This window comes from Telluria sp. ZT3P39 (assembly GCF_059685935.1).
This window is the reverse complement of record NZ_JCASIH010000005.1, coordinates 164,289-188,376: the sequence shown is the minus strand read 5'-3', so window position 1 is coordinate 188,376 and position 24,088 is coordinate 164,289. Positions and strand designations below refer to the sequence as shown.

The 24,088-nt window shown below is 63.9% G+C and carries 20 protein-coding genes and 1 pseudogene; 18 read left to right on the top strand and 3 right to left on the bottom strand.

The genetic code is table 11. The features are described 5' to 3' along the window. The first annotated feature begins 179 nt into the window (after window positions 1-179). The gene (locus tag AC56LR_RS07830) at window positions 180-464 is read left to right on the top strand and encodes a hypothetical protein (protein WP_497129272.1); all 285 of its coding nucleotides are present in this window, start codon (window positions 180-182) and stop codon (window positions 462-464) included. A 43-nt stretch (window positions 465-507) separates the two neighbouring features. Here AC56LR_RS07830 and AC56LR_RS07825 read toward each other — a convergent pair whose 3' ends face one another. Then, window positions 508-2,871, bottom strand: a complete 2,364-nt coding sequence (locus AC56LR_RS07825; protein ID WP_497129270.1) for a Tex family protein — start codon at window positions 2,869-2,871, stop codon at window positions 508-510. 254 nt (window positions 2,872-3,125) lie between these two features. Between AC56LR_RS07825 and AC56LR_RS07820 the strand changes: the two genes are divergently transcribed. Beyond that, entirely contained in the window at window positions 3,126-6,239 is a 3,114-nt protein-coding gene (locus AC56LR_RS07820) for a DEAD/DEAH box helicase (RefSeq protein WP_497129268.1), read from the top strand. Window positions 6,240-6,436: 197 nt separating this feature from the next. Here the strand turns inward: AC56LR_RS07820 and AC56LR_RS07815 are convergent, their stop codons facing one another. Further along, window positions 6,437-6,685, bottom strand: a complete 249-nt coding sequence (locus AC56LR_RS07815) for a DUF3297 family protein (protein ID WP_171087024.1) — start codon at window positions 6,683-6,685, stop codon at window positions 6,437-6,439. 225 nt (window positions 6,686-6,910) lie between these two features. Between AC56LR_RS07815 and AC56LR_RS07810 the strand changes: the two genes are divergently transcribed. The 5 genes from AC56LR_RS07810 (at window position 6,911) to AC56LR_RS07790 (ending at window position 16,051) form a co-directional block, all read left to right on the top strand. Continuing rightward, the gene (locus AC56LR_RS07810; protein ID WP_497129266.1) at window positions 6,911-8,005 is read left to right on the top strand and encodes a PAS domain-containing sensor histidine kinase; all 1,095 of its coding nucleotides are present in this window, start codon (window positions 6,911-6,913) and stop codon (window positions 8,003-8,005) included. 11 nt (window positions 8,006-8,016) lie between these two features. Then, window positions 8,017-8,697, top strand: a complete 681-nt coding sequence (locus AC56LR_RS07805) for a response regulator transcription factor (RefSeq protein WP_489874849.1) — start codon at window positions 8,017-8,019, stop codon at window positions 8,695-8,697. A 179-nt stretch (window positions 8,698-8,876) separates the two neighbouring features. Further along, the gene (locus tag AC56LR_RS07800; protein WP_497129264.1) at window positions 8,877-9,587 is read left to right on the top strand and encodes a transposase; all 711 of its coding nucleotides are present in this window, start codon (window positions 8,877-8,879) and stop codon (window positions 9,585-9,587) included. A 243-nt stretch (window positions 9,588-9,830) separates the two neighbouring features. Further along, the gene (locus AC56LR_RS07795) at window positions 9,831-14,546 is read left to right on the top strand and encodes a glutamate synthase-related protein (RefSeq protein ID WP_497129262.1); all 4,716 of its coding nucleotides are present in this window, start codon (window positions 9,831-9,833) and stop codon (window positions 14,544-14,546) included. A gap of 41 nt (window positions 14,547-14,587) precedes the next feature. Further along, on the top strand, window positions 14,588-16,051 hold the full coding sequence (locus tag AC56LR_RS07790) for a glutamate synthase subunit beta (RefSeq protein ID WP_497129260.1): 1,464 nt from the start codon (window positions 14,588-14,590) through the stop codon (window positions 16,049-16,051). Between the two features lie 72 nt (window positions 16,052-16,123). On the opposite strand, the gene AC56LR_RS07785 is transcribed toward AC56LR_RS07790, so the two are convergent. Next, complete coding sequence (locus AC56LR_RS07785) at window positions 16,124-16,348, bottom strand: hypothetical protein (protein WP_497129258.1); 225 nt, start codon at window positions 16,346-16,348, stop codon at window positions 16,124-16,126. A 17-nt stretch (window positions 16,349-16,365) separates the two neighbouring features. Here AC56LR_RS07785 and AC56LR_RS07780 point away from each other — a divergent pair, with 17 nt between their 5' ends. The 11 genes and pseudogenes from AC56LR_RS07780 to AC56LR_RS07730 all read left to right on the top strand — a co-directional run bounded on the left by AC56LR_RS07780 (window position 16,366) and on the right by AC56LR_RS07730 (window position 24,086). Then, window positions 16,366-17,187 (top strand): transporter, encoded by an 822-nt coding sequence (locus AC56LR_RS07780; RefSeq protein WP_497129256.1) that lies wholly within the window; start codon window positions 16,366-16,368, stop codon window positions 17,185-17,187. Between the two features lie 62 nt (window positions 17,188-17,249). Continuing rightward, window positions 17,250-17,711: pseudogene (locus tag AC56LR_RS07775) on the top strand (methyl-accepting chemotaxis protein); the annotation flags it as partial. A gap of 417 nt (window positions 17,712-18,128) precedes the next feature. Continuing rightward, window positions 18,129-18,932 carry an ABC transporter ATP-binding protein gene (locus tag AC56LR_RS07770; RefSeq protein WP_497129254.1) on the top strand — a complete coding sequence of 268 codons (804 nt, stop codon included), beginning with the start codon at window positions 18,129-18,131 and terminating at the stop codon, window positions 18,930-18,932. Next, window positions 18,929-19,711, top strand: coding sequence for a lipid asymmetry maintenance ABC transporter permease subunit MlaE (gene mlaE / locus AC56LR_RS07765; RefSeq protein ID WP_497129252.1), 783 nt, complete (start codon window positions 18,929-18,931; stop codon window positions 19,709-19,711). The genes AC56LR_RS07770 and mlaE overlap by 4 nt, the downstream gene beginning before the upstream one ends. A gap of 32 nt (window positions 19,712-19,743) precedes the next feature. Next, window positions 19,744-20,217 (top strand): outer membrane lipid asymmetry maintenance protein MlaD, encoded by a 474-nt coding sequence (mlaD, locus tag AC56LR_RS07760; protein WP_497129250.1) that lies wholly within the window; start codon window positions 19,744-19,746, stop codon window positions 20,215-20,217. Continuing rightward, window positions 20,214-21,002, top strand: a complete 789-nt coding sequence (locus tag AC56LR_RS07755) for an MlaA family lipoprotein (protein WP_497129249.1) — start codon at window positions 20,214-20,216, stop codon at window positions 21,000-21,002. The genes mlaD and AC56LR_RS07755 overlap by 4 nt, the downstream gene beginning before the upstream one ends. A gap of 71 nt (window positions 21,003-21,073) precedes the next feature. Further along, the gene (locus AC56LR_RS07750) at window positions 21,074-21,706 is read left to right on the top strand and encodes an MlaC/ttg2D family ABC transporter substrate-binding protein (protein WP_497129247.1); all 633 of its coding nucleotides are present in this window, start codon (window positions 21,074-21,076) and stop codon (window positions 21,704-21,706) included. 17 nt (window positions 21,707-21,723) lie between these two features. After that, entirely contained in the window at window positions 21,724-21,981 is a 258-nt protein-coding gene (locus AC56LR_RS07745; RefSeq protein ID WP_497129245.1) for an STAS domain-containing protein, read from the top strand. A gap of 141 nt (window positions 21,982-22,122) precedes the next feature. Continuing rightward, window positions 22,123-23,046 carry an ABC transporter ATP-binding protein gene (locus tag AC56LR_RS07740; protein WP_497129243.1) on the top strand — a complete coding sequence of 308 codons (924 nt, stop codon included), beginning with the start codon at window positions 22,123-22,125 and terminating at the stop codon, window positions 23,044-23,046. Then, a complete protein-coding gene (locus tag AC56LR_RS07735; protein ID WP_497129241.1) occupies window positions 23,043-23,810 on the top strand; it encodes an ABC transporter permease in 768 nt (255 codons plus the stop codon). Before AC56LR_RS07740 ends, AC56LR_RS07735 begins: the two co-directional genes overlap by 4 nt. Before the next feature lie 39 nt (window positions 23,811-23,849). After that, a complete protein-coding gene (locus tag AC56LR_RS07730) occupies window positions 23,850-24,086 on the top strand; it encodes a BolA family protein (protein WP_497129239.1) in 237 nt (78 codons plus the stop codon). Window positions 24,087-24,088: the final 2 nt, after the last annotated feature.

The following is a 24,088-nucleotide window of genomic DNA, read 5'->3' as shown; positions in this document are numbered from 1 at the left end:
GATGGCGACATTTTATAAGAATTCGGCCAGGCGGACATTGGCGGCCAGTCCGGGGAAGGCAATTCTGTCGCTGATAGTGAAAATTAGCACGATTCTGCGAGGCGGCCGGCATCTGCGCCCGGGCGTCCACGGCCGGGTGATATGATCGCGCGGATTCCTTTCATTCGCAGGTCTTCGCCATGCAACAGCCACCCAAACGCGTTCCTTCCGCCGGCGCCAACCTCGCCATCGCCGCCCTGCTCGGCATCCCGGGCATGATCAACCTGGCCGGTGGGGCCGCGCGCGGCAGCGCCGGCGACATCATCTCCGGCATCGCGGCGCTCGCGTATGCGGGCCTGCTGGTGCGCGACGCCTGGTACATCAAGAAGACCGGCGCGCCGGCCATGCCGCAGGCGCGCATGCTGATGATCGGCTTCGCGTGCCTGGGCGTCTATCTGGTCGGGCTGCTCATCAAGCACAGCTGACCGACGCGCGGCCCCGGCAGGCCGCGCTTGCACGCTACGGGTTTTACTTGCGCAGCTTGGCGAAGGCTTCCGCCATCGCGCCGCCGGCCGCCGGCGCCGGTTTGTCCTGGCGCTGGCGCTGCTGCTGGTGCTGGGCCAAACGCTTGCTGTCGTCGCGGTCGCCGCGCTGTTCGGGCTTGCTGCCGTCCTGCGGCGCCGAGTCGGTGAGGCGCATGGTCAGCGCGATGCGCTTGCGCTTGGGGTCCACTTCCAGCACTTTTACCTTCACCACCTGGCCGGCTTTCACCACCGTGTGCGGGTCTTTGACAAACGTGTTCGACAGCGCCGAGATGTGCACCAGGCCATCCTGGTGCACGCCGATGTCCACGAACGCACCGAACGCGGCGACGTTGGTGACGACGCCTTCCAGGATCATGTCCGGGCGCAGGTCCGAGATCTCCTCCACGCCTTCTTTAAAGGTGGCGGTGGTGAATTCCGGGCGCGGGTCGCGGCCCGGCTTTTCCAGTTCCTTCAGGATGTCGGTGATGGTCGGCACCCCGAACTTCTCGTCCGCATACTTCGCCGGGTTGAGCGACTTGACCAGGGCGCTGTCGCCGATCACCGCCTTCATGTCGCGCTTGAGGTCCAGCAGGATCTTCTGCACCAGCGGATAGGATTCCGGGTGGACCGCCGAGGCATCGAGCGGGTTCTCGCCATTCATCACGCGCAGGAAGCCGGCCGCCTGCTCGAAGGTCTTGTCGCCCAGGCGCGGCACGGATTTGAGCGCCGCGCGCGAGGTGAACGCGCCCTTCATGTCGCGGTAGGACACGATGCTCTGCGCCACGCTCGAGGACAGGCCCGAGACGCGCGCCAGCAGCGGCGCCGAGGCAGTGTTCACGTCCACGCCCACCGCGTTCACGCAATCCTCGACCACCGCATCGAGCGAACGCGCGAGCTGGGTCTGGGACACGTCGTGCTGGTACTGGCCAACGCCGATCGATTTCGGGTCGATCTTGACCAGTTCGGCCAGCGGGTCTTGCAGGCGGCGCGCAATCGAGACCGCGCCGCGGATCGACACGTCGAGGTCCGGCAGTTCGCGCGAGGCGAATTCCGAGGCCGAATAGACCGAGGCGCCGGCTTCGGACACGACGATCTTGGTGAGCCCCAGTTCCGGACGCTGTTTAATGAGATCCTGCGCCAGCTTGTCGGTTTCGCGCGAGGCGGTGCCGTTGCCGATCGAGACCAGCGAGACATTGTGCTTCGCGGCCAGCTGGCCGAGGACGTGCAGCGCGCCGTCCCAGTCGTTGCGCGGCTGGTGCGGATAAATCGTGGCGGTATCGACCACCTTGCCGGTGGCGTCTACCACCGCCACTTTCACGCCGGTGCGCAGGCCCGGGTCCAGGCCCATGGTCGCGCGCGGGCCGGCCGGCGCCGCCAGCAGCAGCGCCTTCAAATTACGGGCGAATACCTGGATCGCATCGAGTTCGGCCTTCTCGCGCAGCGCGCCCATCAGCTCGGTCTCGATATACATGAAGCTCTTCACGCGCCAGGTCCAGCGCGCGGTGTCCAGCAACCATTTGTCGGCCGGGCGCCCAAGCGCCTTGATGCCGAAAGCGGCGCAGATGCGGCTCTCGCACGGGTTGTGCGGCGCATCCCATTTCGGTTTCTCCGCTTCCGTATCCAGGCGCAGGGTCACGTCCAGCATGCCTTCGCGGCGGCCGCGCATCAGGGCCAGCGCGCGGTGTGAGGGGATGGTGGAGAGGGTCTCGGAATAATCGAAGTAGTCGGCGAACTTCTCGCCCGCGTCTTCCTTGCCGGCGACGACCTTGGACTCGACCACGCCGTGCTCGCGCACGTAGTCGCGCAGGGCCTGCAGCAGCGCCGCGTCTTCGGCGAAGCGCTCCATCAGGATCTGGCGCGCGCCGTCGAGCGCCGCCTTCGCATCGGGCACGCCCGGGTTGGCGCCGCCGTCTTCATTGGTGAAGGCGTCGCGCAGGTAGCTGCCTGCTGCCTCGTCGGGATTGAGCATCGGGTCGGCCAGCAGGGCGTCGGCCAGCGGCGCCAGGCCCGCTTCGATCGCGATCTGGGCCTTGGTGCGGCGCTTCTGTTTATACGGCAGGTAGAGGTCTTCGAGACGGGTCTTGTCTTCGGCCAGTGCGATCGCCTGCATCAGCTCCGGCGTCATCTTGTTCTGCTCGGTGATCGAGGCGATGATCGACGCGCGCCGGTCTTCGAGTTCGCGCAGGTAGCGCAGGCGCTCTTCCAGCAGGCGCAGCTGGATGTCGTCGAGCCCACCGGTGGCTTCCTTGCGGTAGCGGGCGATGAAGGGGACGGTCGCGCCTTCGTCGAGCAGAGCGACGGCAGCGGCCACCTGGGCTGGTCTGGCGGACAGTTCGAGGGCGAGGCGTTGTTCGATGGAGGGCAGCATGGTGCTTGGGTCGCGTGGTTCAGAAGGTCAAGCGAACAATCATACGCAAACCCGGCGGATACGCCAGTCTTGACAGCCGCATCCGATCATGCGAGAACAGTCGGCTGCGCGCAACGCCTGCGCATGCGAAAAATCTGCGCCCAGTAGCGCGAACGAGTTTTTGTCCGCTACGTGCGATTCCGAACAAAACGGAAGTGCCCGTATGAAGGATAATGGTATTTATTGTCGTTTTTTATACGAACACACGAGACCCAATGCACACAGTCGATGATCACCGCGAGAACGCCGCCGACGCAGCACCAGTCGCCCGCGCTCCCGCACGCGCTCCCGCCCTGCCCGCGCCGGTGGTGAGCTGGCTGCAACGGGTCGAAGCGGCGGCGCATCCGCAGCCGAAACTCACCGACGAGATCGTCGATCCGAAAGCGGTGCAGTACAAATTCGTCTACGTGATGGCGCCCACCAGCGGCGGCCGCCATGTCGCGATCTGCCTGTGCAAGGCGCGCCTGCGTCCGAACGGCGACGTCGCCGCCGCCAGCCCGGTGAGCGAAGTGTTTTCGCTGCTGTCGGCGCCACCAGGCTATCTCGAAGGCGAAGACGTCGACCTGGTGCGCTTCTTCATCGCCATGCGCAGCGGCTCGGCCCAGGGCACCAGCGCCACCGAACCGAAAGGTAAAGTCGGCGCGATCCTGCTGCAGATGCTGCTCGAGCAGGGCAAGCTGCTGTGGGCGAACTCGTGGTCCGACATGGCCGGTGGCCTGGTCTATCCGCTGCAGGCCGGCCCGCAGCGCCTGGCCAGCCTGGCCTGGCGCGACGAGGGCCGCGTGGCCAGGCTCGGATGGTCGGTCGAACCGGCCAAGGGCGCGACCCACAGCGCGGCCGACCAGATCGACTACATGCTGCCGACCGACCCGCCGTGGTATATCGACAACCTGTCGATCGGGCCGCTCGAACTCAATCGCGGCGGCATCGACATCTCGCTGGCCGAACTGCAGGCCCTGGTGGCGCAGGCCCCAACGCTTACCGGCACCGACAAGAAGCGCGTGTCGCAACTGCTGCTGGCGCACGGCCTGCAAGGCCTGATGCCGCTGCCGCAGCCGCTGACCCAGCGCCTGCGCAACGACGTCAAACCAATCCCGCACCTGCTGCTCGATTCGGTCCAGATGGCCGACGCGGGCGCCGCGCGCTGGCAGGATTTCGCGGTGCTGGCCTACGACTACGACGGCCAGCGCGTGTCCTTCGATCCGGCCCAGCGCGTGGTGCGCCAGATCGGCGACGTCACCGAGATCATCGAACGCGACCCGAAGGCCGAAGCCGCGGCGCTCAACCAGCTCAATGAGCTGGGTTTCCGCAAGCCCCTGATCGCCCCGTTCAACGCCATGGCCGGCGCGCTGGCGCTCGACAGCCAGGCGCACTGGCTGCGCTTTGCCGAAGCCGACCTCGATGCATTGAGCGACGCCGGCTGGCATGTGCAAAAGTCCGCCAAATACCGCTACGACGTGGTGCCGGTCGAAGAATGGTATGCCCACATCGACGAACCGGTCGAAGCGGGCAATGCCTGGTTCGAGCTGGAGCTGGGCATCATCGTGGCGCGCCAGCGCGTGGCGCTGCTGCCGGTGCTGGTGCAGCTGATCCGCAGCGCCCCGGCCGACTTCGACCCGGCCGTGCTGGCCGCGCACGCCGAAGCCGACCAGATGCTGGCTACCCTGCCCGACGGCGTGCGCGTGGCGCTGCCGTGGGGCCGCCTCAAACCCATCCTGGCCACGCTGGGCGAGCTGTATTTCAATGACAAGATCAAGGGCCGCATCCGCCTGTCCACGCTCGACGCGGCGCGCCTCGAAGAACTGGCGCGCGGGCTCGAGCTGCGCTGGAGCGGGGGCGAACGCCTGCGCGAGACCGGCCGCAAACTGAGCCAGTTCGGCGCCGTGAAAAAAGTCGAGCCGCCAAAAGGCCTGCAGGCTACCCTGCGCGACTACCAGCTCGATGGCCTGTCGTGGATGCAGTTCCTGCGCGAGTACGACCTCGGCGGCATCCTGGCCGATGACATGGGCCTGGGTAAAACGGTGCAGACGCTGGCCCACATCCTCATCGAGAAAGAAGCGGGCCGCCTCACCAGCCCGGCCCTCGTGATCGCGCCGACCAGCCTGATGGCCAACTGGTTCGACGAAGCCGCGCGCTTTGCGCCGAGCCTGAAGGTGCTGCTCCTGCAGGGCAAGGAGCGCATGGACCTGTTCGACCAGATCGACGGCGCCGACATCGTGCTGACCACCTATGCGCTGCTGCCGCGCGACGAAGAAAAACTGCGCGAGCACCACTATCACCTGGTGATCCTCGACGAATCGCACTACATCAAGAACACCCGCTCCAAGGCGGCGCAGACGGCCGGCTCGCTCGACGCCCAGCACCGCCTCTGCCTGTCCGGCACCCCGCTCGAGAACCACCTGGGCGAGCTGTGGTCGCAGTTCCACTTCCTGCTGCCTGGCCTGCTGGGCGACGAGAAGACCTTCAACAGCCAGTTCCGCCACCCGATCGAACGCCAGGACGACCCGGTGCGCCGCATGCTGCTGAACCGCCGCATCAAGCCTTTCCTGCTGCGCCGCACGAAAGACAACGTGGCCAAGGAACTGCCGCAGAAGACCGAGATGGTGCGCCGCATCGAGCTCTCCGGCCCGCAGCGCGACCTGTACGAAACCGTGCGCCTGGCGATGGACAAGAAGGTGCGCGAAGAGATCGACCGCAAGGGCGTGGCGCGCAGCCAGATCGTCATTCTGGAAGCGCTGCTCAAGCTGCGCCAGGTCTGCTGCGACCCGCGCCTGGTGAAGGCCATGCCGGCCAAGAAGAACACGGCCGCCATTTCCGCCAAGCTGACCGACCTGATGCAGATGGTCGAAGACCTGCTCGGCGAAGGCCGCAAGATCCTCGTGTTCTCGCAGTTCACCAGCATGCTGGCCCTGATCGAAGAAGAGCTGCAGCTGCGCGGCATCCGCTACGCGCTGCTCACCGGCGAAACCCGCGACCGTTCGGCCCAGGTGGCCGCCTTCCAGCAGGGCGCGGTGCCGATCTTCCTGATCAGCCTGAAGGCCGGCGGCGTGGGCCTGAATCTCACCGCGGCCGACACCGTGATCCACTACGACCCGTGGTGGAACCCGGCGGCCGAAAACCAGGCCACCGACCGCGCCTGGCGCATCGGGCAGGATAAACCGGTGTTCGTCTACAAGCTGATCGCCAAGGGCACGCTGGAAGAAAAGATCCAGCTGCTGCAGCAGAAGAAGTCGGAACTGGCCAATTCGATCCTGGCCGAAGGCGAATCGCAGAAGATGGCGCTGACGCAGGAAGACCTGCAGGCGATTTTCGCGCCGCTGGAGGAGTAAGGATACGTTCGCGTATCGTGGTTCGTAGGGTGGGCGGGTCCCCCGCCCGCGCGTTCAAATCCAATACGAACAGATATACGTTCGTTCGGATACCGGTTGAACGCGCGGGCGGCAAAGCCGCCCACCCTACAATCGCGACATCAAAAAAGGGCTGCCCGTATACACCGGCAGCCCTTCTTCATTCAAGCCTTGCAGCCTTACTTATAAAACGCTTCGACCTTGCCTTTCAGTTTGATCAGCATCGGCTTGCCCTTGCGGTCGAGCGTCTTGCCGGCGGCGACCTTGATCCAGCCTTCGCTGAGACAATACTCTTCCACATCGGTGCGATCCTTGTCGTTGAAGCGGATGCCGATGTCGTGCTGGAAGACGTCGCGGTTATGGAAAGGGCTGCTCGGGTCGATCGAGAGCCGGTCTGGGAGCGGGGGGAGGGTAGCGGTATCGTTCATAGAGGCGAATTATCTAACAACCGCGCGCGCAGTGGCGCATTTTTCGTTTATGCGACCTGCATGTCCTCTTGGCCCTTCTATACAAGTAAGCAAAAGGACGGATATACTGTCTGACAACCTTCTTGTTCCACCGCTAACAGAAAGTGCCCGATGATCTGTAGCACCGATGTTGCCACTCCTGTTACCAAGCCTGCGCCGGATAGCCCGGAACAATCCGCGGCCAGCATGCCCGTCCCCAGCGAGCAGTTTCGCACCATCGCCGAACTGGCCGGCGACATCGCCTTCAGCATCGATCTGCCTTCGCACACCCTGCGCTATGTGAGCCCTGCGTTCTCCGAACTGCTCGGCTATCCCGCCGGCGCACTGCAGGCAGCGCTCGCGGGCAGCGGCCCGCATGCCGACCTCGCCGCCCTCGGCGCCTATCTCGCATCGGGCGGCCATGCGCCCGGAGTACGCAGCGTGCACGACGTCGAGGTATGCAATGCCGATGGCCATCCGGTCGGCCTGCAGGTCATCGCGACCGTGATGCGCAATGAAGACGGCGGCAGCGCGCTGGTGGGGCAGTTGCGCGACCTGACGCAGCAGCGCGCCCATTTCGCCGACCAGCGCCGTTTCGCGAGCATGCTGAACCACGAATTCCGCACGCCGCTGGCCACCATCGACGGCGCGATCCAGCGCCTGGAAGCGACTTCGCATGGCGCCGACGAGCCGACCCGCCAGCGCTACCGCAAGATCGCGGTGGCGGCCGACCGCCTGATCGCCATGCTCGACGAATACCTGTCACCGGACCGCATGGCGGCCATCGGCAAGGTGCGGCAGCCGAATACCATCGCGCCGGCCGACCTGCTCGAAGCAGGCGCGAAACAGGTGCGCGACGCCGGGCGCGAAGCTGCGCTGGATGCGAGCGAGCTGCCGCTGGCGCTGCGCGGCGAACCCGAAGGCCTGCGGCTGGCATTGAAGGTCCTGGTGGACAACGCACTGCTGTTTTCCCCGCCCGGCACCAAGGTGGCGCTGGGCGCGCGCCGCAGCGGCGGCGGCGTCGAGTTCACGGTGCGCGACGAAGGCAAAGGCGTGCCCGCGGACGAAGCGGCGCGCATCTTCGACAAGGGCTACCGCGGCCGCAACGCAGAAGGCCTGCCGGGCAGCGGGCTTGGACTTTACATGGCACGCTCGATCGTCGACGTCCACGGCGGCATGCTGCGCCTGGGTGCGCACGAGGGCGGTGCTGAATTCCGGTTATGGCTGCCGGCACTGGAGAGCGGCGGGCAACAACGACTTGCCTCATCCAGTCCCAGCAGTGATAATCGGACGGACGAATAACTGGCCCATCCATGACGCAGATACTGATTGTTGAAGACAATGGCGAATACGCAGACGACATGGCCGAGTTCCTGAGGGAGCTCGATCACGACGTCACGATCGCCAAGACCGCGAGCGAAATGTGGGCTGCCCTGACCCGTACCCCGGCAGCAGTGGTGGTGCTGGACCTGGGCCTGCCTGACGAAGATGGTTTCAATGTCATTCCGCGCATGCGCCAGCTCTATCCGGAGATCGGGCTGCTGGTGCTGACGGGACGCGTCGCATTCGACCACCGCATCCTCGGCCTGCGCCTGGGCGCCGACCATTACCTGACCAAGCCGATCAAGTTCCCCGAGCTGGCCGCCCACATCGAAGCACTCGACCGCCGCGTGCGCCCGGCCGACCCGGCGCCGGCGCCAAGCAAGTGGATGCTGCGCGTGAGCGCACGCCAGCTGGAGCTGGCCGGCAAGGTGATCGACCTGACCGAGAAGGAGTGCAACTTCCTGCACCTCCTGACCATCAACACCCGCCCGGTCCCGCGCCACGTCATCGTGGCCGGCATGGGCGGCGAAGACCCGGACGCCAGCCGCCGCGTCGACATGCTGGTCTACCGCCTGCGCAAAAAGGCCCGCTCCGGCCTCGGCCAGGACCTCCCCCTGCGCAGCGCCTACGGCGAAGGCTACAGCCTCTCCGCCGGCTTCACCCTCTCTTAATGAGGGTCAGAGTCGAATTATTGAGCAATTGATCCTCCAGGGTGGGCGCAGGTCCCATCCTGGGGCTCAGCAAGCTTAATTGGGGACAGAGTCAGCCCATTTTCCGCCAACCTTGCGATTAATTGGGGACAGAGTCAATTTTTCGACTAGAATTGCCTGCTCGACCGTTGAGCACTCCCATGGCACGCCTTCCCCGACTCATCATCCCGAACCAGCCGCACCATGTCATCCAGCGCGGCAATGACCGGCAGCCCATCTTCCGCGACGAGGCGGATTACGGGCGCTTTCTCGCCTGGCTGAAGGAAGCGGCACGCTTCTACCAGGTGGCGATCCATGCCTATGTGCTCATGCCGAATCACATCCACCTGCTGGTCACGCCTTCCGACGGTGTCGGGCTGGCGTTGATGATGCAGAAGGTCGGCCGCTTCTACGTCCCCTGGTTCAACAACAAGTACGAGCGCACCGGCGGCCTGTTCGAAGGGCGTTTCCGCACCTCGCTGATCGATACCGAGCACTATTTCCTGGCCTGCAGCCGCTACATCGAGCTCAATCCCGTGCGCGCCAACCTGGTGGCGGCGCCGCTGGACTACTCCTGGTCGAGCTATGCCCACCACACCGGCGTGCGTACGGACGGGCTCGTCACCGATCACCTGCTGTACTGGGGCATGGGCAACACGCCCTTCCAGCGCGAAGCGGCTTATACCGAGCTGGTGATGCAGGGCATTCCGCAGGATGAAGTCGATTTCGTCACCACCTCGGTGCTGAAGAACCAGCCGCTCGGTTCCGTCGCCTTCAAGAGCGAACTCGAGCGCAAAACCCGGCGCCAGATCTTGCCGGCCAAGCGCGGGCGACCTTTCCGGGAGCCGCTGCCGCCTTATCCGCCGGCATAAAGGCGGGCATATCGATCAACGGCACGGCTTTCCGTGCCGTTTTTTATTGTCGGCTGGCTTCATGCCGATGGGCTCGCTCGTACACCTCTTGAGACGTCATGGATTGACTCTGTCCCCAATTAAACCTCTCCGCAAAAAGTTGTCAAACAATTCGACTCTGACCCTAATTAATATGGTTGCCGATTCTGCTGCATTGCACTATTCTCGATTTCAACCCCCTGAAAATGTTGTGGAGATTGCCTCATGATTGCCCAAGGTTTGTACGATCCCGCCAATGAGCATGATGCCTGCGGTGTTGGCTTCATCGCCCATATCAAGGGCAACAAGTCCCACTCGATCATCGAGCAAGCCTTGCTGATCCTGAAGAACCTGGACCACCGCGGTGCGGTGGGGGCCGATGCGCTGATGGGCGATGGCGCCGGTATCCTGATCCAGATTCCCGATCAGTACTTCCGCGACGAGATGGCCAAGCAGGGCGTCGAGCTGCCGCCGGTCGGCGAATACGGCGTCGGCATGGTCTTCCTGCCGAAAGAGCACGCCTCGCGCATCGCCTGCGAACAGGAAATCGAGCGCGCCGTGCGCATCGAGGGCCAGGTCGTCCTCGGCTGGCGCAACGTGCCGGTCGACGAGACCATGCCGATGTCGCCGTTCGTGAAAGCGAAAGAACCGGTGATCCGCCAGATCTTCATCGGCCGCGGCCCCGACATCATGGTCACCGATGCGCTGGAACGTAAGCTGTATGTCATCCGCAAATCGTCCGGCCACGCGATCCAGGCCCTCAAACTCCTGCACGGCAAGGAGTTCTTCGTGCCCTCGATGTCGGCCCGCACCATCGTCTACAAAGGCCTGCTGCTGGCCGACCAGGTGGGCGTCTACTACAAAGACCTGCAGGACCCGCGCTGCATCTCGGCTTTGAGCCTGGTGCACCAGCGCTTCTCGACCAACACCTTCCCGGAATGGCCGCTGGCCCACCCTTACCGCCTGATCGCCCACAACGGCGAGATCAACACGGTCAAGGGCAACTTCAACTGGACCCGCGCCCGCGAAGGCATGTTGAAATCCGCCGTGCTTGGCGAAGACCTGGGCAAGCTCTTCCCCCTGATTTACGAAGGCCAGTCCGATACCGCCTGCTTCGACAATGCGCTCGAGCTGCTGGTCATGGCCGGCTATCCGATCGCCCAGGCGATGATGATGATGATCCCGGAAGCCTGGGAGAACCACACGGCGATGGACGACAACCGCCGCGCCTTCTACGAATACCACGCGGCCATGATGGAACCGTGGGACGGCCCGGCCGCCATGGCCTTCACGGACGGGCGCCACATCGGCGGCACCCTGGACCGCAACGGCCTGCGTCCGGCGCGCTATGTCATCACCGAAGACGACCTGGTGGTGATGGCCTCCGAATCCGGCGTGCTGCCGATCCCCGAATCGCGCATCGTCAAGAAGTGGCGCCTCCAGCCGGGCAAGATGTTCCTGATCGACCTGGAAGCGGGCCGCATCATCGACGACAAGGAACTGAAAGACACCTATTCGAACGCCAAGCCCTATAAGGCCTGGATCAAGTCGGTGCGCATCAAGCTCAATGAAATCAAGCTGTCGGAAAGCCAGCTGCTGCAGCACCGCGCCAAGGACGCGCAAGGCGAAAAAACCGCGATCCCGCTGCTGGACCGCCAGCAAGCCTTCGGCTATACCCAGGAAGACCTGAAATTCCTGATGGCGCCGATGGCCGTGCTGGGCGAGGAAGCCACCGGCTCGATGGGCAACGACTCGCCGCTGGCGGTAATGTCGAACAAGCTCAAACCTTTGTATAACTACTTTAAACAATTGTTCGCGCAGGTGACGAATCCGCCGATCGACCCGATCCGCGAGAGCATGGTGATGTCGCTGGTGTCCTTCATCGGTCCCAAGCCCAACCTGCTCGACACCAACAACGTCAACCCGCCGATGCGCCTGGAAGTCGCGCAGCCGGTGCTCGGTTTCGACGACATGGCGCGCCTGCGTTCGATCAGCCTGCACACCGGCGGCAAGTTCAAGTCGTATGAGCTGGACATCTGCTACCCGGTCGCCTGGGGCAAGGAAGGCATCGAAGCCTGCCTCGCCTCGCTGTGCGCGGAAGCGGTCGATGCGGTGAAATCGGGCCACAACATCCTGATCGTCTCGGACCGTAACCTGTCCGAAGAACAGGTCGCGATTCCCGCGCTGCTCGCCACCTCGACCATCCACCAGCACCTGGTCGGGCGCGGCCTGCGCGCCTCCACTGGCCTGGTCGTCGAAACCGGTTCGGCACGCGAAACCCACCATTTCGCCCTGCTGGCCGGCTACGGCGCGGAAGCCGTCCACCCTTACCTGGCGCTCGAAACGCTGGCGGAACTCGCGCATAACCTGCCGCACGAGATGGACGTCGACAAGGCGATTTATAACTACACCAAGGCGATCGGCAAGGGCCTGCTGAAGGTGATGTCGAAGATGGGCATCTCCACCTACATGTCGTATTGCGGCGCGCAGATCTTCGAAGCCGTGGGCCTGAACAAGTCGCTGGTCGACAAATACTTCCGCGGCACCTCGTCCACCGTCGAAGGCATTGGCCTGTTCGAAGTGGCGGAAGAAGCGCTGCGCCTGCACACACTGGCGTTCGGGGCCGACCCGGTGCTGGCCAATGCGCTGGACGCCGGCGGCGAATATGCCTTCCGCGTGCGCGGCGAAGACCACCTGTGGACGCCGGACGCCATCGCCAAGCTGCAGCACTCGACCCGCGCCAACAGCTTCAGCACCTACAAGGAATACGCGCAGCTGATCAACGACCAGACGCGCCGCCACCTGACCCTGCGCGGCCTGTTCGAGTTCAAGATCGATCCGTCCAAGGCGATTCCATTGGAAGAAGTCGAGCCTGCGAAAGAGATCGTCAAGCGCTTCGCCACCGGCGCGATGTCGCTCGGCTCGATCAGCACCGAAGCCCACGCCACGCTGGCCATCGCCATGAACCGCATCGGCGGCAAGAGCAATACCGGCGAAGGCGGCGAAGATCCGCTTCGCTACATCAACGAATTCAAGGGCATCAAGATCAGCAAGGGCGAGACCCTGGCCTCGATTTTGGGTAGCGACCGCGTCGCGGCCGACATCCCGCTCGAAGACGGCGACTCGCTGCGCTCGAAGATCAAACAGGTGGCCTCCGGGCGCTTCGGCGTCACCGCCGAATACCTGAACTCGGCCGACCAGATCCAGATCAAGATGGCGCAGGGCGCCAAGCCGGGCGAGGGCGGCCAGCTGCCGGGCCACAAGGTGTCCGAATACATCGCCAGCTTGCGCTTCTCGGTGCCGGGCGTGGGCCTGATCTCGCCGCCGCCGCACCACGACATCTATTCGATCGAAGACCTGGCGCAGCTGATCCACGACCTGAAGAACGCCAATCCGAGCGCCTCGATTTCCGTGAAACTGGTGTCGGAAGTGGGCATCGGCACGGTCGCCGCGGGCGTCTCCAAGGCCAAGGCCGACCACGTGGTGGTGGCGGGCCACGACGGCGGCACCGGCGCCTCGCCGCTGTCCTCGGTCAAGCACGCCGGCACCCCGTGGGAGCTGGGCCTGGCCGAGACCCAGCAGACACTGGTGCTCAACGGCCTGCGCAGCCGCATCCGCGTGCAGGCCGATGGCCAGATGCGCACCGGCCGCGACGTCGTGGTCGCCGCCATGCTGGGCGCCGACGAAATCGGCTTCGCCACCGCGCCGCTGGTGGTCGAAGGCTGCATCATGATGCGGAAATGCCACCTGAATACCTGCCCGGTGGGCGTGGCCACGCAAGACCCGCTGCTGCGCGCGAAATTCCAGGGCAAACCCGAGCACGTGGTGAACTACTTCTTCTTCGTGGCCGAAGAAGCGCGCCAGATCATGGCGCAGCTGGGAATCCGCACTTACGACGAATTGATCGGCCGTGCCGACCTGCTGGATAAGTCGAAGGCGGTCGGCCACTGGAAGGCGCAGGGCCTGGACTTCTCGAACATCTTCTACCAACCAAAGGCCGATTCGCCGCGCGCCCTGTTCCACACCGACGAGCAGGACCACGGCCTGGAAAAGGCGCTGGACCACAAGCTGATCGCCCAGGCCAAGGCTGCGCTGGAAAAAGGCGAGCGCGTCTCCTTTATCTCGCCGGTGAAGAACGTCAACCGCACGGTGGGCGCGATGCTGTCGGGCGAAGTGGCCAAGCGCTACGGCCACGCCGGCCTGCCGGACGACACCATCCACATCCAGCTGCAGGGTACGGCGGGCCAATCGGCCGCGGCCTTCCTGGCCGGCGGCATCACCATGGACCTGGTCGGCGAGGGCAACGACTATGTCGGCAAGGGCCTGTCGGGCGGGCGCATCATCGTGCGGCCGAACACCGAGTTCCGCGGCTGGGCGGTGGACAACATCATCGTCGGGAACACGGTGCTGTATGGCGCGATTGCCGGGGAAGCCTTCTTCAACGGCGTGGCCGGCGAGCGCTTCGCCGTGCGTAACTCGGGCGCCGTGGCGGTGGTCGAGGGCTGCGGCGACCACGGTTGCGAATACATGACCGGCGGGACCGTCGTGGTGCTGGGCGAGACCGGCCGCAACTTCGCAGCGGGCATGTCGGGCGGCGTGGCCTTTGTCTACGACCCGAACGGCGAGTTCGAGGGCCGCTGCAACACCGCCATGGTGAACCTGGAACCGGTGCTGCCGACCCGCCAGCAGGGCGACCGCGCCGGCTGGCACAGCCAGACCCGCGAGGGCGAGCGCGAGTCGGACGAAACCATCCTGCGCCGCCTGATCGAGCGCCACTTCAAGCACACGGGATCGACCCGCGCGCGCAACCTGCTGGATGACTGGGGCAACAGCCGCACCAGGTTCGTCAAGGTCTTCCCGACCGAGTACAAGCGCGCACTCGAGGAGATGCACAACTCGAGCATGGAAGAGGCGAACGACAAGATCGAGATGGCGGCGTAAGCCGCATCAGCACGCCATCCAGACAAAAAAAGGAAAACAACGTGGGCAAAATTACCGGCTTCATGGAATTCGACCGGCAGGAAGAGGGTCACCTCGAGCCGACCGATCGGGTCAAGAACTACAAGGAATTCGTGCTGACCCTGACCGATGGCCAGGCCAAGGTGCAGGGTGCGCGTTGCATGGATTGCGGCATCCCCTTCTGTAACACGGGCTGCCCGGTCAACAACCAGATCCCGGACTGGAACGACCTGGTCTACCACGGCAATTACCGCGCGGCCGTCGAGAACCTCCACTCGACCAACAACTTCCCCGAAGTCACGGGCCGCATCTGCCCGGCGCCTTGCGAGTCGGCTTGCACGCTCGGCATCAACGACGAGCCGGTCGGCATCAAGTCGATCGAGCGCAAGATTGCCGACGCCGGCTGGGAGCACGGCTGGATCGTGCCGCAGCCCTGCGCTACCCGAACCGGCAAGAAGGTCGCCGTGGTCGGCTCCGGTCCGGCCGGCCTGGCCGCGGCCCAGCAGCTGGCGCGTGTCGGCCACGACGTGACGGTGTTCGAGAAGAGCGACCGGCCAGGTGGCCTGCTGCGCTACGGGATCCCGGACTTCAAGATGGAGAAGGACCTGATCGACCGCAGGATCGAGCAGATGCAGGCCGAGGGTGTGGTGTTCCGCACCGGTGTCCTGATCGGCAAGGATTTCCCCGCCACGGTCAGCAACATGGCGCGCGACACCATCTTCCCGGAAGACCTGGAAAAGGAATTCGATGCCGTGGTCCTGGCCGGCGGCGCCGAGCAGCCGCGCGACCTGCCGGTGCCGGGCCGCGAACTCAAAGGCGTGCACTTCGCGATGGACTTCCTGCCGCAGCAGAACCGCGTCAATGCCGGCGACAAGGTCAAGGACCAGCTCAAGGCAACCGCCAAGCACGTGGTCGTGATCGGCGGCGGCGACACCGGTTCGGACTGTGTCGGCACCTCGAACCGCCACGGCGCCGCGTCGGTCACCCAGTTCGAACTGCTGCCGCAGCCGCCCGAGCACGAAAACAAGCCGCTGGTCTGGCCCTACTGGCCGACGCGCCTGCGCACCTCGTCCTCGCACGAGGAAGGCTGCCAGCGCGACTGGGCGGTGGCGACCAAGCGCCTGGAAGGCAAGGGCGGCAAGGTGGAACGCCTGATCGCCTGCCGGGTCGAGTGGAAGGACGGGAAGATGAGCGAAGTGCCCGAGTCCGAATTCGAGCTCAAGGCCGACCTGGTGCTGCTGGCGATGGGCTTCGTGTCACCGGTGCAGAACGTGCTCGATGCGTTCGGGGTGCAGAAGGATGCGCGCGGCAATGCGCGCGCCGCCACCGAGGGCGAACGCTCGTACCACACCTCGAGACCCAAGGTGTTCGCAGCCGGCGACATGCGGCGCGGACAGTCCCTGGTGGTGTGGGCGATTCGGGAAGGGCGGCAGTGCGCACGCGCGGTGGACGAATTCCTGATGGGTTCATCGGTCCTGCCGCGTTAACACTGTTTCATCCGCACGGCTACCAAGGCATCCTCGCGGGTGCCTTTTTTTATCGGAGTTACATCGGCTGACCTACAGCGGGATGTTGTTGAAAAACACCAAACTGGATGCTTTCGTAAAATAATTAGTGCGTTGTAGCAATACTACTTGAATTTGACCAATTTGATGATTAACATCGGGTGCATCGATTGTCCGCTGTCCGCCAGACTTCACTCCCGTCACCCCGATACCGATCAGCCAGTCCACCTGTGTGGAATGGGTGGGCGCGCCTGCGCGCGCACCGTATCGGCTCATCATTTTGCTCACTTTTCCAGATGCCGACTTCTTCCTTATTTTCTTTGAATAAACTGCGCCGGCCGGCCGCTGCCCTGTGCGCCAGTACGCTGCTGTGCTTCGGTGCCGATACCCGCGCACAGTCCCTGGATAGCGAGCCGATCCAGACCGACCGTCCCGATTTCGTGGAATCCAGCAATGTCGTCGGACCAGGCCGCGTACAAGTGGAAACCTCGGTTGCGGTCGAGAGCACGCGCACTGGAGGAGGAAAGGATGTCCTCAAGTCGACCCCCACCCTGCTGCGCATCGGCACCGGACAAGATTGGGAACTCCGGCTCGAAACGGATGGCCATGTACGGCAGCAGGCAGGCGGTCAGGCCGGCGTGCGCGGTTATGCCGATCTTTCCGTCGGCCTGAAGTGGCATGCGCGCGACCAGTCCGGCGTCCTGCCTTCGCTGGCCCTGCTCGCGCATGCCGATCTCGACTCCGGTTCCCGGGAACTGCGCGGGCGGGGCGTCAGGCCATCGCTGCGGATGGTGGCGGAATGGGAATTGCCGGCCGGTCTTTCGCTGGGCCTCATGCCAGGCCTCGCCTGGGAAAATACCGACGACGGGCGCCGGTTCTACCAGGGCATCTGGGGCATGGTGATCGGCAAGGCCTGGACCGGGCGATTCCGTACCTTCGCCGAATTTGCGGCCCCGGCCATTGCCCGCTCACGCTACGGGGCGACGTTCTCGACCTACAACGCCGGCGCCGCTTTCCTGCTTTCCGACCAGTGCCAGATCGACGTGATGGTGCAGCGGGGCGCCACCCGCAACGCCCCCGACCGCGCCTGGTCGGTCGGACTGTCCCAGCGTTTCTGACCCCGCCTGGCCGATACGAGGACACCAGATGAAGCTCAGGACCCAGCTGGTCGGCTTTGCCGCAGACCAATATCCTGGCCCTGAATGCGGCGGTCGAGGCGGCGCGCGCCGGCGAACAGGGCCGCGGCTTCGCCGTCGTGGCGACCGAAGTACGCAGCCTGGCCCACCGTTCGGCCGAGGCGGCAAAGCAGATCAAGAGCCTGATCGGTGAATCGGTCGAGGCCGTCGACAATGGCGCGCACCTGGTCGAGCGTGCCGGCCAGGCAATGGGCGAGATCGTCGACAGCATCAACCGGGTGGCCACGGTCACGGCCGACATCAAGCTGGCGAGTGCGGAGCAAAGCGCCGGCATCGAACAGGTGAACGAGGCCATCGGCCAAATGGACCAGGTGACGCAGCGAAATGCCGCGCTGGTCGAGGAAGCGGCCGCGTCCGCCGAATCCTTGCGCAGCCAGGCACAGCGGCTGGCCGAATCCGTCGATTTCTTCAAACTCGAGGCAAGCGCGTCCTCGCAGGCCGCCGCGGATGTGGAGAAGACGCGGGGCCACCTGCAACTCTCGCCGCTGTGGCGGTGATCCAACACGTTCCGGTGTTGACCAGCCACCAATGGCAGCTATGTGCGTGCGCGCACGACCATTTCCTGATCATTATCCGTACGCTAGGACTTATTGCAGCGCATCATCCGCGCTGCTTTGCGATGGTGCAAGCGCCTGACTGGCAGTGGGTTGCCCAGCAGCATTTGTTGATGTAATTCAACAAATCGCAGAATTGTCAGATATGCATATCTCAGCAAAAACAATGGCTTACAAGAAAAAATATCTGACTCATCAGTTATTTTTGTTGTAGGGGCACGTCGAGGCGGCGGCCCGAAATGGGGCGCCTCAAGCGGGGCTTGAGGTTTCTGCACTACAATAACGGATTACTCAAATACCAAACACGCTGTGTCGAACCTAGTCGAAATCCGTGATCTGCACTTTGCCTACGGGGAGCGTTCCGTCCTGTCGAACCTCCGCATGGACTTCCCACGCGGTAAGCTCGTGGCCGTCATGGGCGGTTCCGGCTGCGGCAAGACCACGGTCCTGCGCCTGATCGGCGGCCAGATCCGCCCGCAGCGCGGCGAAGTGCGCGTGGGCGGCGAGGTCGTGCACAAGCTCGACACCGACGGCCTGTACCGCCTGCGCCGCCGCATGGGCATGCTGTTCCAGTTCGGCGCGCTGTTTACCGACCTGTCGGTGTTCGACAACGTCGCCTTCCCGCTGCGCGAGCACACCAACCTGCCGGAAGAACTGATCCGCGACCTGGTGCTCATGAAACTCAACGCCGTGGGGCTGCGCAATGCGCACCGCCTCAAGCCGGCCGAGATTTCCGGCGGCATGGCGCGCCGCGTCGCCGTGGCCCGCGCCATCGCGCTCGACCCGGAACTGATCATGTACGACGAGCCCTTCGCCGGCCTGGATCCGATCTCGATGGGCGTCACCGCCAACCTGATCCGCAACCTGAACGATGCGCTCGGCTCGACCTCGATCCTGGTCTCGCACGATGTGCATGAATGCTTCGCGATCGCCGACTACGTGTACTTCATGTCCGCCGGCAAGATCGTCGCCGAAGGCACGCCGGCCGACCTGCGCATCTCGGAAGACCCGTACGTCCAGCAATTCGTGAATGCCGCACCGGACGGCCCCGTGCCCTTCCATTATCCCGGCAAGTCGCTGGCCGACGACCTGGGCCTGGGAGTGCGCAAATGATCACCGGCGTCCTGGAAACCATCGGCCGCACCGTGCGCGAGTCCATCGCCAGCGTCGGCTTCGCCACCCGTGCCTTCTTCAACCTGCTGGGCGTCTCGCCCGGCGCCTTCCGGCGTCCGGCCCTGATTTCCGAGCAGGTCCACTTCATCGGCAATTATTCGCTGGTGATCATCATCGTCTCCGGCCTGTTCGTCGGCATGGTGCTGGGCCTGCAGGGCTATTACACCCTCCAGGCCTACGGCGCCGAGCAGGCGCTGGGCCAGGTCGTGGCGCTGGCGCTGGTGCGCGAACTCGGCCCGGTCGTGACGGCGCTGCTGTTCGCCGGCCGCGCCGGCACCTCGCTGACCGCGCAGATCGGCCTCATGAAGGCCGGCGAGCAATTGTCTGCCATGGAAATGATGGCGATTAACCCGGTCCAGCGCGTGCTGGCACCGCGCTTCTGGGGCGGCGTCATTGCCATGCCGATCCTGGCCACCGTGTTCTCGGCGGTGGGCGTGTTCGGCGGCTACCTGGTCGGCGTCCAGCTGATCGGCGTGGACGAGGGCGCGTTCTGGTCGCAGATGCAGGCCGGCGTGGATGTGCGCGCTGACGTACTGAACGGTGTTATCAAAAGCTTTATCTTCGGCGTGGCGGTCACCTTTACCGCGCTGTTCCAGGGTTACCAGACCAAGCCGACCCCGGAGGACGTGTCGCGCGCTACCACGCGCACCGTCGTCATCGCGTCGCTGATGGTCTGGGGCCTGGACTTCATCCTGACCGCCTTGATGTTCAATAAATAATCAAAGTAAGCAAGTTCCATTAGGGTATTCGTATGCACCGCAAAACTATCGATGTCTGGGTTGGCCTGTTTGTCCTGCTGGGCTTGATCTCCCTCCTGTTCCTGGCCCTCAAGGTCGGAAACATGAGCACGCTTTCATTCAAGAAGACCTATGCCGTGACCGGCAAGTTCGACAATATCGGCGGCCTCAAGCCGCAGGCGCCGGTGAAAAGCGCCGGCGTGGTAGTCGGCCGCGTGGGTGACATCACCTTCGACGACAAGACCTACCAGGCGCTCGTGCGCCTCGAAATGGAGCCAGGATATAAATTCCCTAAAGACAGTTCGTTGAAGATCCTGACTGCCGGCCTGCTGGGCGAGCAGTACATCGGGATCGAACCGGGTGGCGATACCAATAACCTGGTCGATGGCGACCGCATCAACCGTACCCAATCGGCAACGGTGCTGGAAGACTTGATCAATCAATTTATCTATAGCAAGGCCGCTGAAGGAAAGGAAGGTTCTGAATGAAACACGTTCCACTCTTCACCCCCGGCCAACTGCGCCTGGCCACGGCAATTGCCGCGGGCCTGATGCTGACCGGATGCGCAACACCGCAGAATCCGCAGGATCCGCTCGAGAAATACAACCGCGCCGTCTTCAGCTTCAACGATGCGGTCGACCGCACCGTGCTGAAGCCGACCGCCACCGCCTACAAGAAGACGCCGAGCTTCGTGCAAACGGGCGTGAACAACTTCTTCGGCAACCTGTCCGACGCCTGGAGTGCGGTGAACAACCTGCTGCAGGGCAAGGGCCAGGCCGGCATGGGTGACATGACCCGTTTCGCGATGAATTCCACCTTCGGCATCGTCGGCCTGCTCGACATCGCGTCGGAAGCCGGCATCCCGAAGCACAACGAAGATTTCGGCCAGACCCTCGGTACCTGGGGCGTTCCAAGCGGACCCTACTTGATGTTGCCGCTGTTGGGCCCATCTACGATCCGTGACACCGCAGCATTGCCGGCGGACATGGCCGGCGACATCTGGTCGTACAAGTACCCGGCGAACTGGCGCAATGTCGGCAAGGCCGTGAACATCGTCGACAAGCGCGCCACTTTGCTCGACGCCTCGAACCTGCTGGAAGAAGCTGCCCTCGACCGTTACGAATTCATTCGCGACGGCTACATGCAGCGCCGCCAGAGCCAGGTGTATGACGGCAACGTGCCGCGTCAGGACGATGCGGAAGACGCTGCCGTAGCACCGGCGGCACCGAAGTCACAAGTGGTTACACAACCGGTGTCATCCGACAAGCAGTAAGACGAGTTAACGGTGTATCGCCCGCCGCCAGCCTTGCGCGGCGCGGCACCCAACAACAAGGAAACCGACACATGAAACCAGTCATTCAACTGATCGCAGCCGCTACCGCCACTTTCGCTTTCTCCACCGCCGCCATCGCCGCCGAAGCACCGGACGTCCTGGTCAAGCGCATCAGCGCGGATGTCATCGAGACCGTCAAGGCCGACAAGGACATCCAGGGCGGCAACCGCGCCAAGATCATGGAACTCGTGAACTCCAAGATCCTGCCGCACGTCGATGCCGACAAGATGACCGCACAGGCGGCCGGCCGCTTCTGGCGCCAGGCCACCCCGGAACAGCAGAAGCAGCTGTCGCAGGAATTCAAGACCCTGCTGGTCTACACCTATTCGGGCGCGCTTACCCAGATCAAGAACGAAACCGTCGAATTCAAGCCGATGCGCGCTGAAGCCGGCGCCACCGACGTCGAAGTGCGTTCGCAGGTCAACGTCGCGCGCGGCGAGCCGATCACGCTGAACTACCGCCTGGCCAACGGCCCGCAAGGCTGGAAGATCTATGACATCAACGTGCTGGGCGCCTGGCTGGTCGAGACCTACAAGAGCACCTTCGCCAGCGAGATCAACAAGGGCGGCATCGATGGCCTGATCAAGAAGCTGGCCGAGCGTAACCAGCAGCTGGCTGCCAAGCCGCTGAAAGCCCCGAAGTAATGGCGGAAGCGAATCCGATGCTATCGCTCGATGCCCTGACCTTCGAGAGCGCCCGCGGCGCGCTGGAGCAAGGCTGCGCCGCGATCTCGGCCGGCGAGACCCAGTTCGACCTCGGCGGCGTCAGCGCCGCCGATTCGTCGGGCGTGGCGGTGCTGCTGGCCTGGCAGCGCCTGGCCAACAAGGCCGGGCAGCGTCTTACCTTCATCAACGTTCCCGAGAACGTGCAGAAACTGGCCGCGCTGTATGGCGTGGACCAGCTGCTGCCGCAGTCGTAAACTGTCGGGTGGGCGGCGATGCCGCCCACCCGACGACCCCTCCTGCTTCAAAAATCCCACCGACCTCTGGTATTTGCAATTTCCCCTATAATGGGCCGTTTCCCCGCATGGTCCGGCGCGCTCGCGCCATCCCCCACACGAATGACAGCGATCCAGATTAACAGCGTCGAGAAAAGCTACAAGGGATTCAAGGCCCTGAAGGGCGTTTCCCTCAGCATCGAGGAAGGCGAATTCTTCGGCCTTCTTGGCCCGAACGGCGCCGGCAAGACCACATTGATTTCGACCATCGCGGGACTGATCCGTCCCGACGTGGGCAGCGTCAAGATCCATGGCCACGATGTCGTCACGGATTTTCGTGAAGCGCGCAAGCGCCTGGGCGTGGTGCCGCAGGAACTGGTGTTCGACCCCTTCTTCACGGTGCGCGAAACCCTGCGCCTGCAATCGGGCTATTACGGCATCAAGAACAACGACGCCTGGATCGACGAAGTGATGCACAACCTCGACCTGACCAACAAGGCCGAGGTCAACATGCGCGCCCTGTCCGGCGGCATGAAGCGGCGCGTGCTGGTGGCCCAGGCCCTGGTGCACAAGCCGCCCGTGATCGTGCTGGACGAACCCACCGCCGGCGTCGACGTCGAGCTGCGCCAGACGCTGTGGAAGTTCATCTCGCGCCTGAACCGCGAAGGCCATACCGTCGTACTGACCACCCACTACCTGGAAGAAGCGCAGGCCATGTGCCAGCGCGTGGCCATGCTCAAGCTGGGGCAGGTGGTGGCGCTGGACACCATGTCGGCGCTGCTGCGCCGCGTGTCCGGCTCGCAGCTGGTGGTGCACTTGAGCAGCGGCGACCTGCCGCAGGACCTGCGCCACCTGGTCTCGCACGACGAACATAACAACGGCAACAAGTACACGCTGCGCGTGAACCACGTAAACGAAGTCGAACCGATTTTGGCGCGCATCCGGCTAAGTGGCGCCGTCATCGACGACATGCAGCTGGAGCAGGCCGACCTGGAAGACATCTTCCTGCAGGTGGTGGGCGACAAGCAGCCGGGAGGCCCGCAATGAATCTGTTCTCCGTGGGTTTCCGCACCCTGTTCTACAAGGAGTCGCTGCGTTTCTGGAAGGTCGCGACCCAGACCGTGGCCGCGCCGATCGTCACGGCCATGCTCTATCTGCTGATCTTCGGCCATGTGCTCGACGGCCGTGTGGAGATGCTCGATGGGGTCAGCTACACCGCCTTCCTGATCCCGGGCCTGGTGATGATGAGCGTGCTGCAGAATGCCTTTGCCAACTCGTCCTCGTCGCTGATCCAGTCCAAGCTCACCGGCAACCTGGTCTTCATCCTGCTGCCGCCGCTCTCGCATGCCGAGATCCTGTCGGCGTATGTAGCGGCCGCGGTGCTGCGCGGGGTCGTGGTGGGCGCCGGCGTGTTCGTCATCACCGCCTGGTTCGCGCACCTGAGCTTCGTGGCGCCGCTGTGGATCGTCATCTTCGCCTTCCTCGGCGCCGCCATCCTGGGCACGATGGGCGTGATCGCCGGTATCTGGGCCGAGAAGTTCGACCAGCTGGCCGCGTTTCAGAACTTCCTGATCATGCCGGCCACCTTCCTGGCCGGCGTGTTCTATTCCATCCAAAAACTGCCGCCATTCTGGCTGGCAGTCTCGCATTTCAACCCGTTCTTTTATATGATTGACGGGTTCCGCTATGGATTCTTCGGCAAGTCCGACGTCTCGCCCTGGATCAGCCTGGCCATCGTGTCGGTGTTCTTTGCAGTGCTGGCGGCCATTGCGGTCAATATGCTCAAGCGTGGCTATAAGTTACGCCACTAAGTGCGCCACTAGAGCCATCAAGAATTTACTGGAGTTACCGTGTCGACTACACCCGAACTGATCCACAGCTACATCAGCAATGGCCTCGATTGCACCCACCTGGAAGTCGAAGGCGACGGCCAGCATTTCACGGCCGTGATCGTGTCGTCGGCCTTTGCCGGCAAACGCCCGATCCAGCGCCACCAGCTGGTGTACGCCGTGCTCGGCGACCGCATGCGCGAAGAAATCCACGCGCTGTCGATGAAAACCCTCACCCCTGAAGAATACCAAGGCTAATC

Coding starts and splice junctions, on each gene's coding strand:
- AC56LR_RS07745 (WP_497129245.1), top strand. CDS start 21,724: ATGCTATCGCTCGATGCCCTGACCTTCGAGAGCGCCCGCGGCGCGCTG.
- AC56LR_RS07810 (WP_497129266.1), top strand. CDS start 6,911: ATGCCCGTCCCCAGCGAGCAGTTTCGCACCATCGCCGAACTGGCCGGC.
- AC56LR_RS07755 (WP_497129249.1), top strand. CDS start 20,214: ATGAAACACGTTCCACTCTTCACCCCCGGCCAACTGCGCCTGGCCACG.
- AC56LR_RS07795 (WP_497129262.1), top strand. CDS start 9,831: ATGATTGCCCAAGGTTTGTACGATCCCGCCAATGAGCATGATGCCTGC.
- AC56LR_RS07815 (WP_171087024.1), bottom strand. CDS start 6,685: ATGAACGATACCGCTACCCTCCCCCCGCTCCCAGACCGGCTCTCGATC.
- AC56LR_RS07830 (WP_497129272.1), top strand. CDS start 180: ATGCAACAGCCACCCAAACGCGTTCCTTCCGCCGGCGCCAACCTCGCC.
- mlaD (WP_497129250.1), top strand. CDS start 19,744: ATGCACCGCAAAACTATCGATGTCTGGGTTGGCCTGTTTGTCCTGCTG.
- AC56LR_RS07735 (WP_497129241.1), top strand. CDS start 23,043: ATGAATCTGTTCTCCGTGGGTTTCCGCACCCTGTTCTACAAGGAGTCG.
- AC56LR_RS07805 (WP_489874849.1), top strand. CDS start 8,017: ATGACGCAGATACTGATTGTTGAAGACAATGGCGAATACGCAGACGAC.
- AC56LR_RS07780 (WP_497129256.1), top strand. CDS start 16,366: ATGCCGACTTCTTCCTTATTTTCTTTGAATAAACTGCGCCGGCCGGCC.
- AC56LR_RS07750 (WP_497129247.1), top strand. CDS start 21,074: ATGAAACCAGTCATTCAACTGATCGCAGCCGCTACCGCCACTTTCGCT.
- AC56LR_RS07785 (WP_497129258.1), bottom strand. CDS start 16,348: ATGATGAGCCGATACGGTGCGCGCGCAGGCGCGCCCACCCATTCCACA.
- AC56LR_RS07800 (WP_497129264.1), top strand. CDS start 8,877: ATGGCACGCCTTCCCCGACTCATCATCCCGAACCAGCCGCACCATGTC.
- mlaE (WP_497129252.1), top strand. CDS start 18,929: ATGATCACCGGCGTCCTGGAAACCATCGGCCGCACCGTGCGCGAGTCC.
- AC56LR_RS07820 (WP_497129268.1), top strand. CDS start 3,126: ATGCACACAGTCGATGATCACCGCGAGAACGCCGCCGACGCAGCACCA.
- AC56LR_RS07825 (WP_497129270.1), bottom strand. CDS start 2,871: ATGCTGCCCTCCATCGAACAACGCCTCGCCCTCGAACTGTCCGCCAGA.
- AC56LR_RS07740 (WP_497129243.1), top strand. CDS start 22,123: ATGACAGCGATCCAGATTAACAGCGTCGAGAAAAGCTACAAGGGATTC.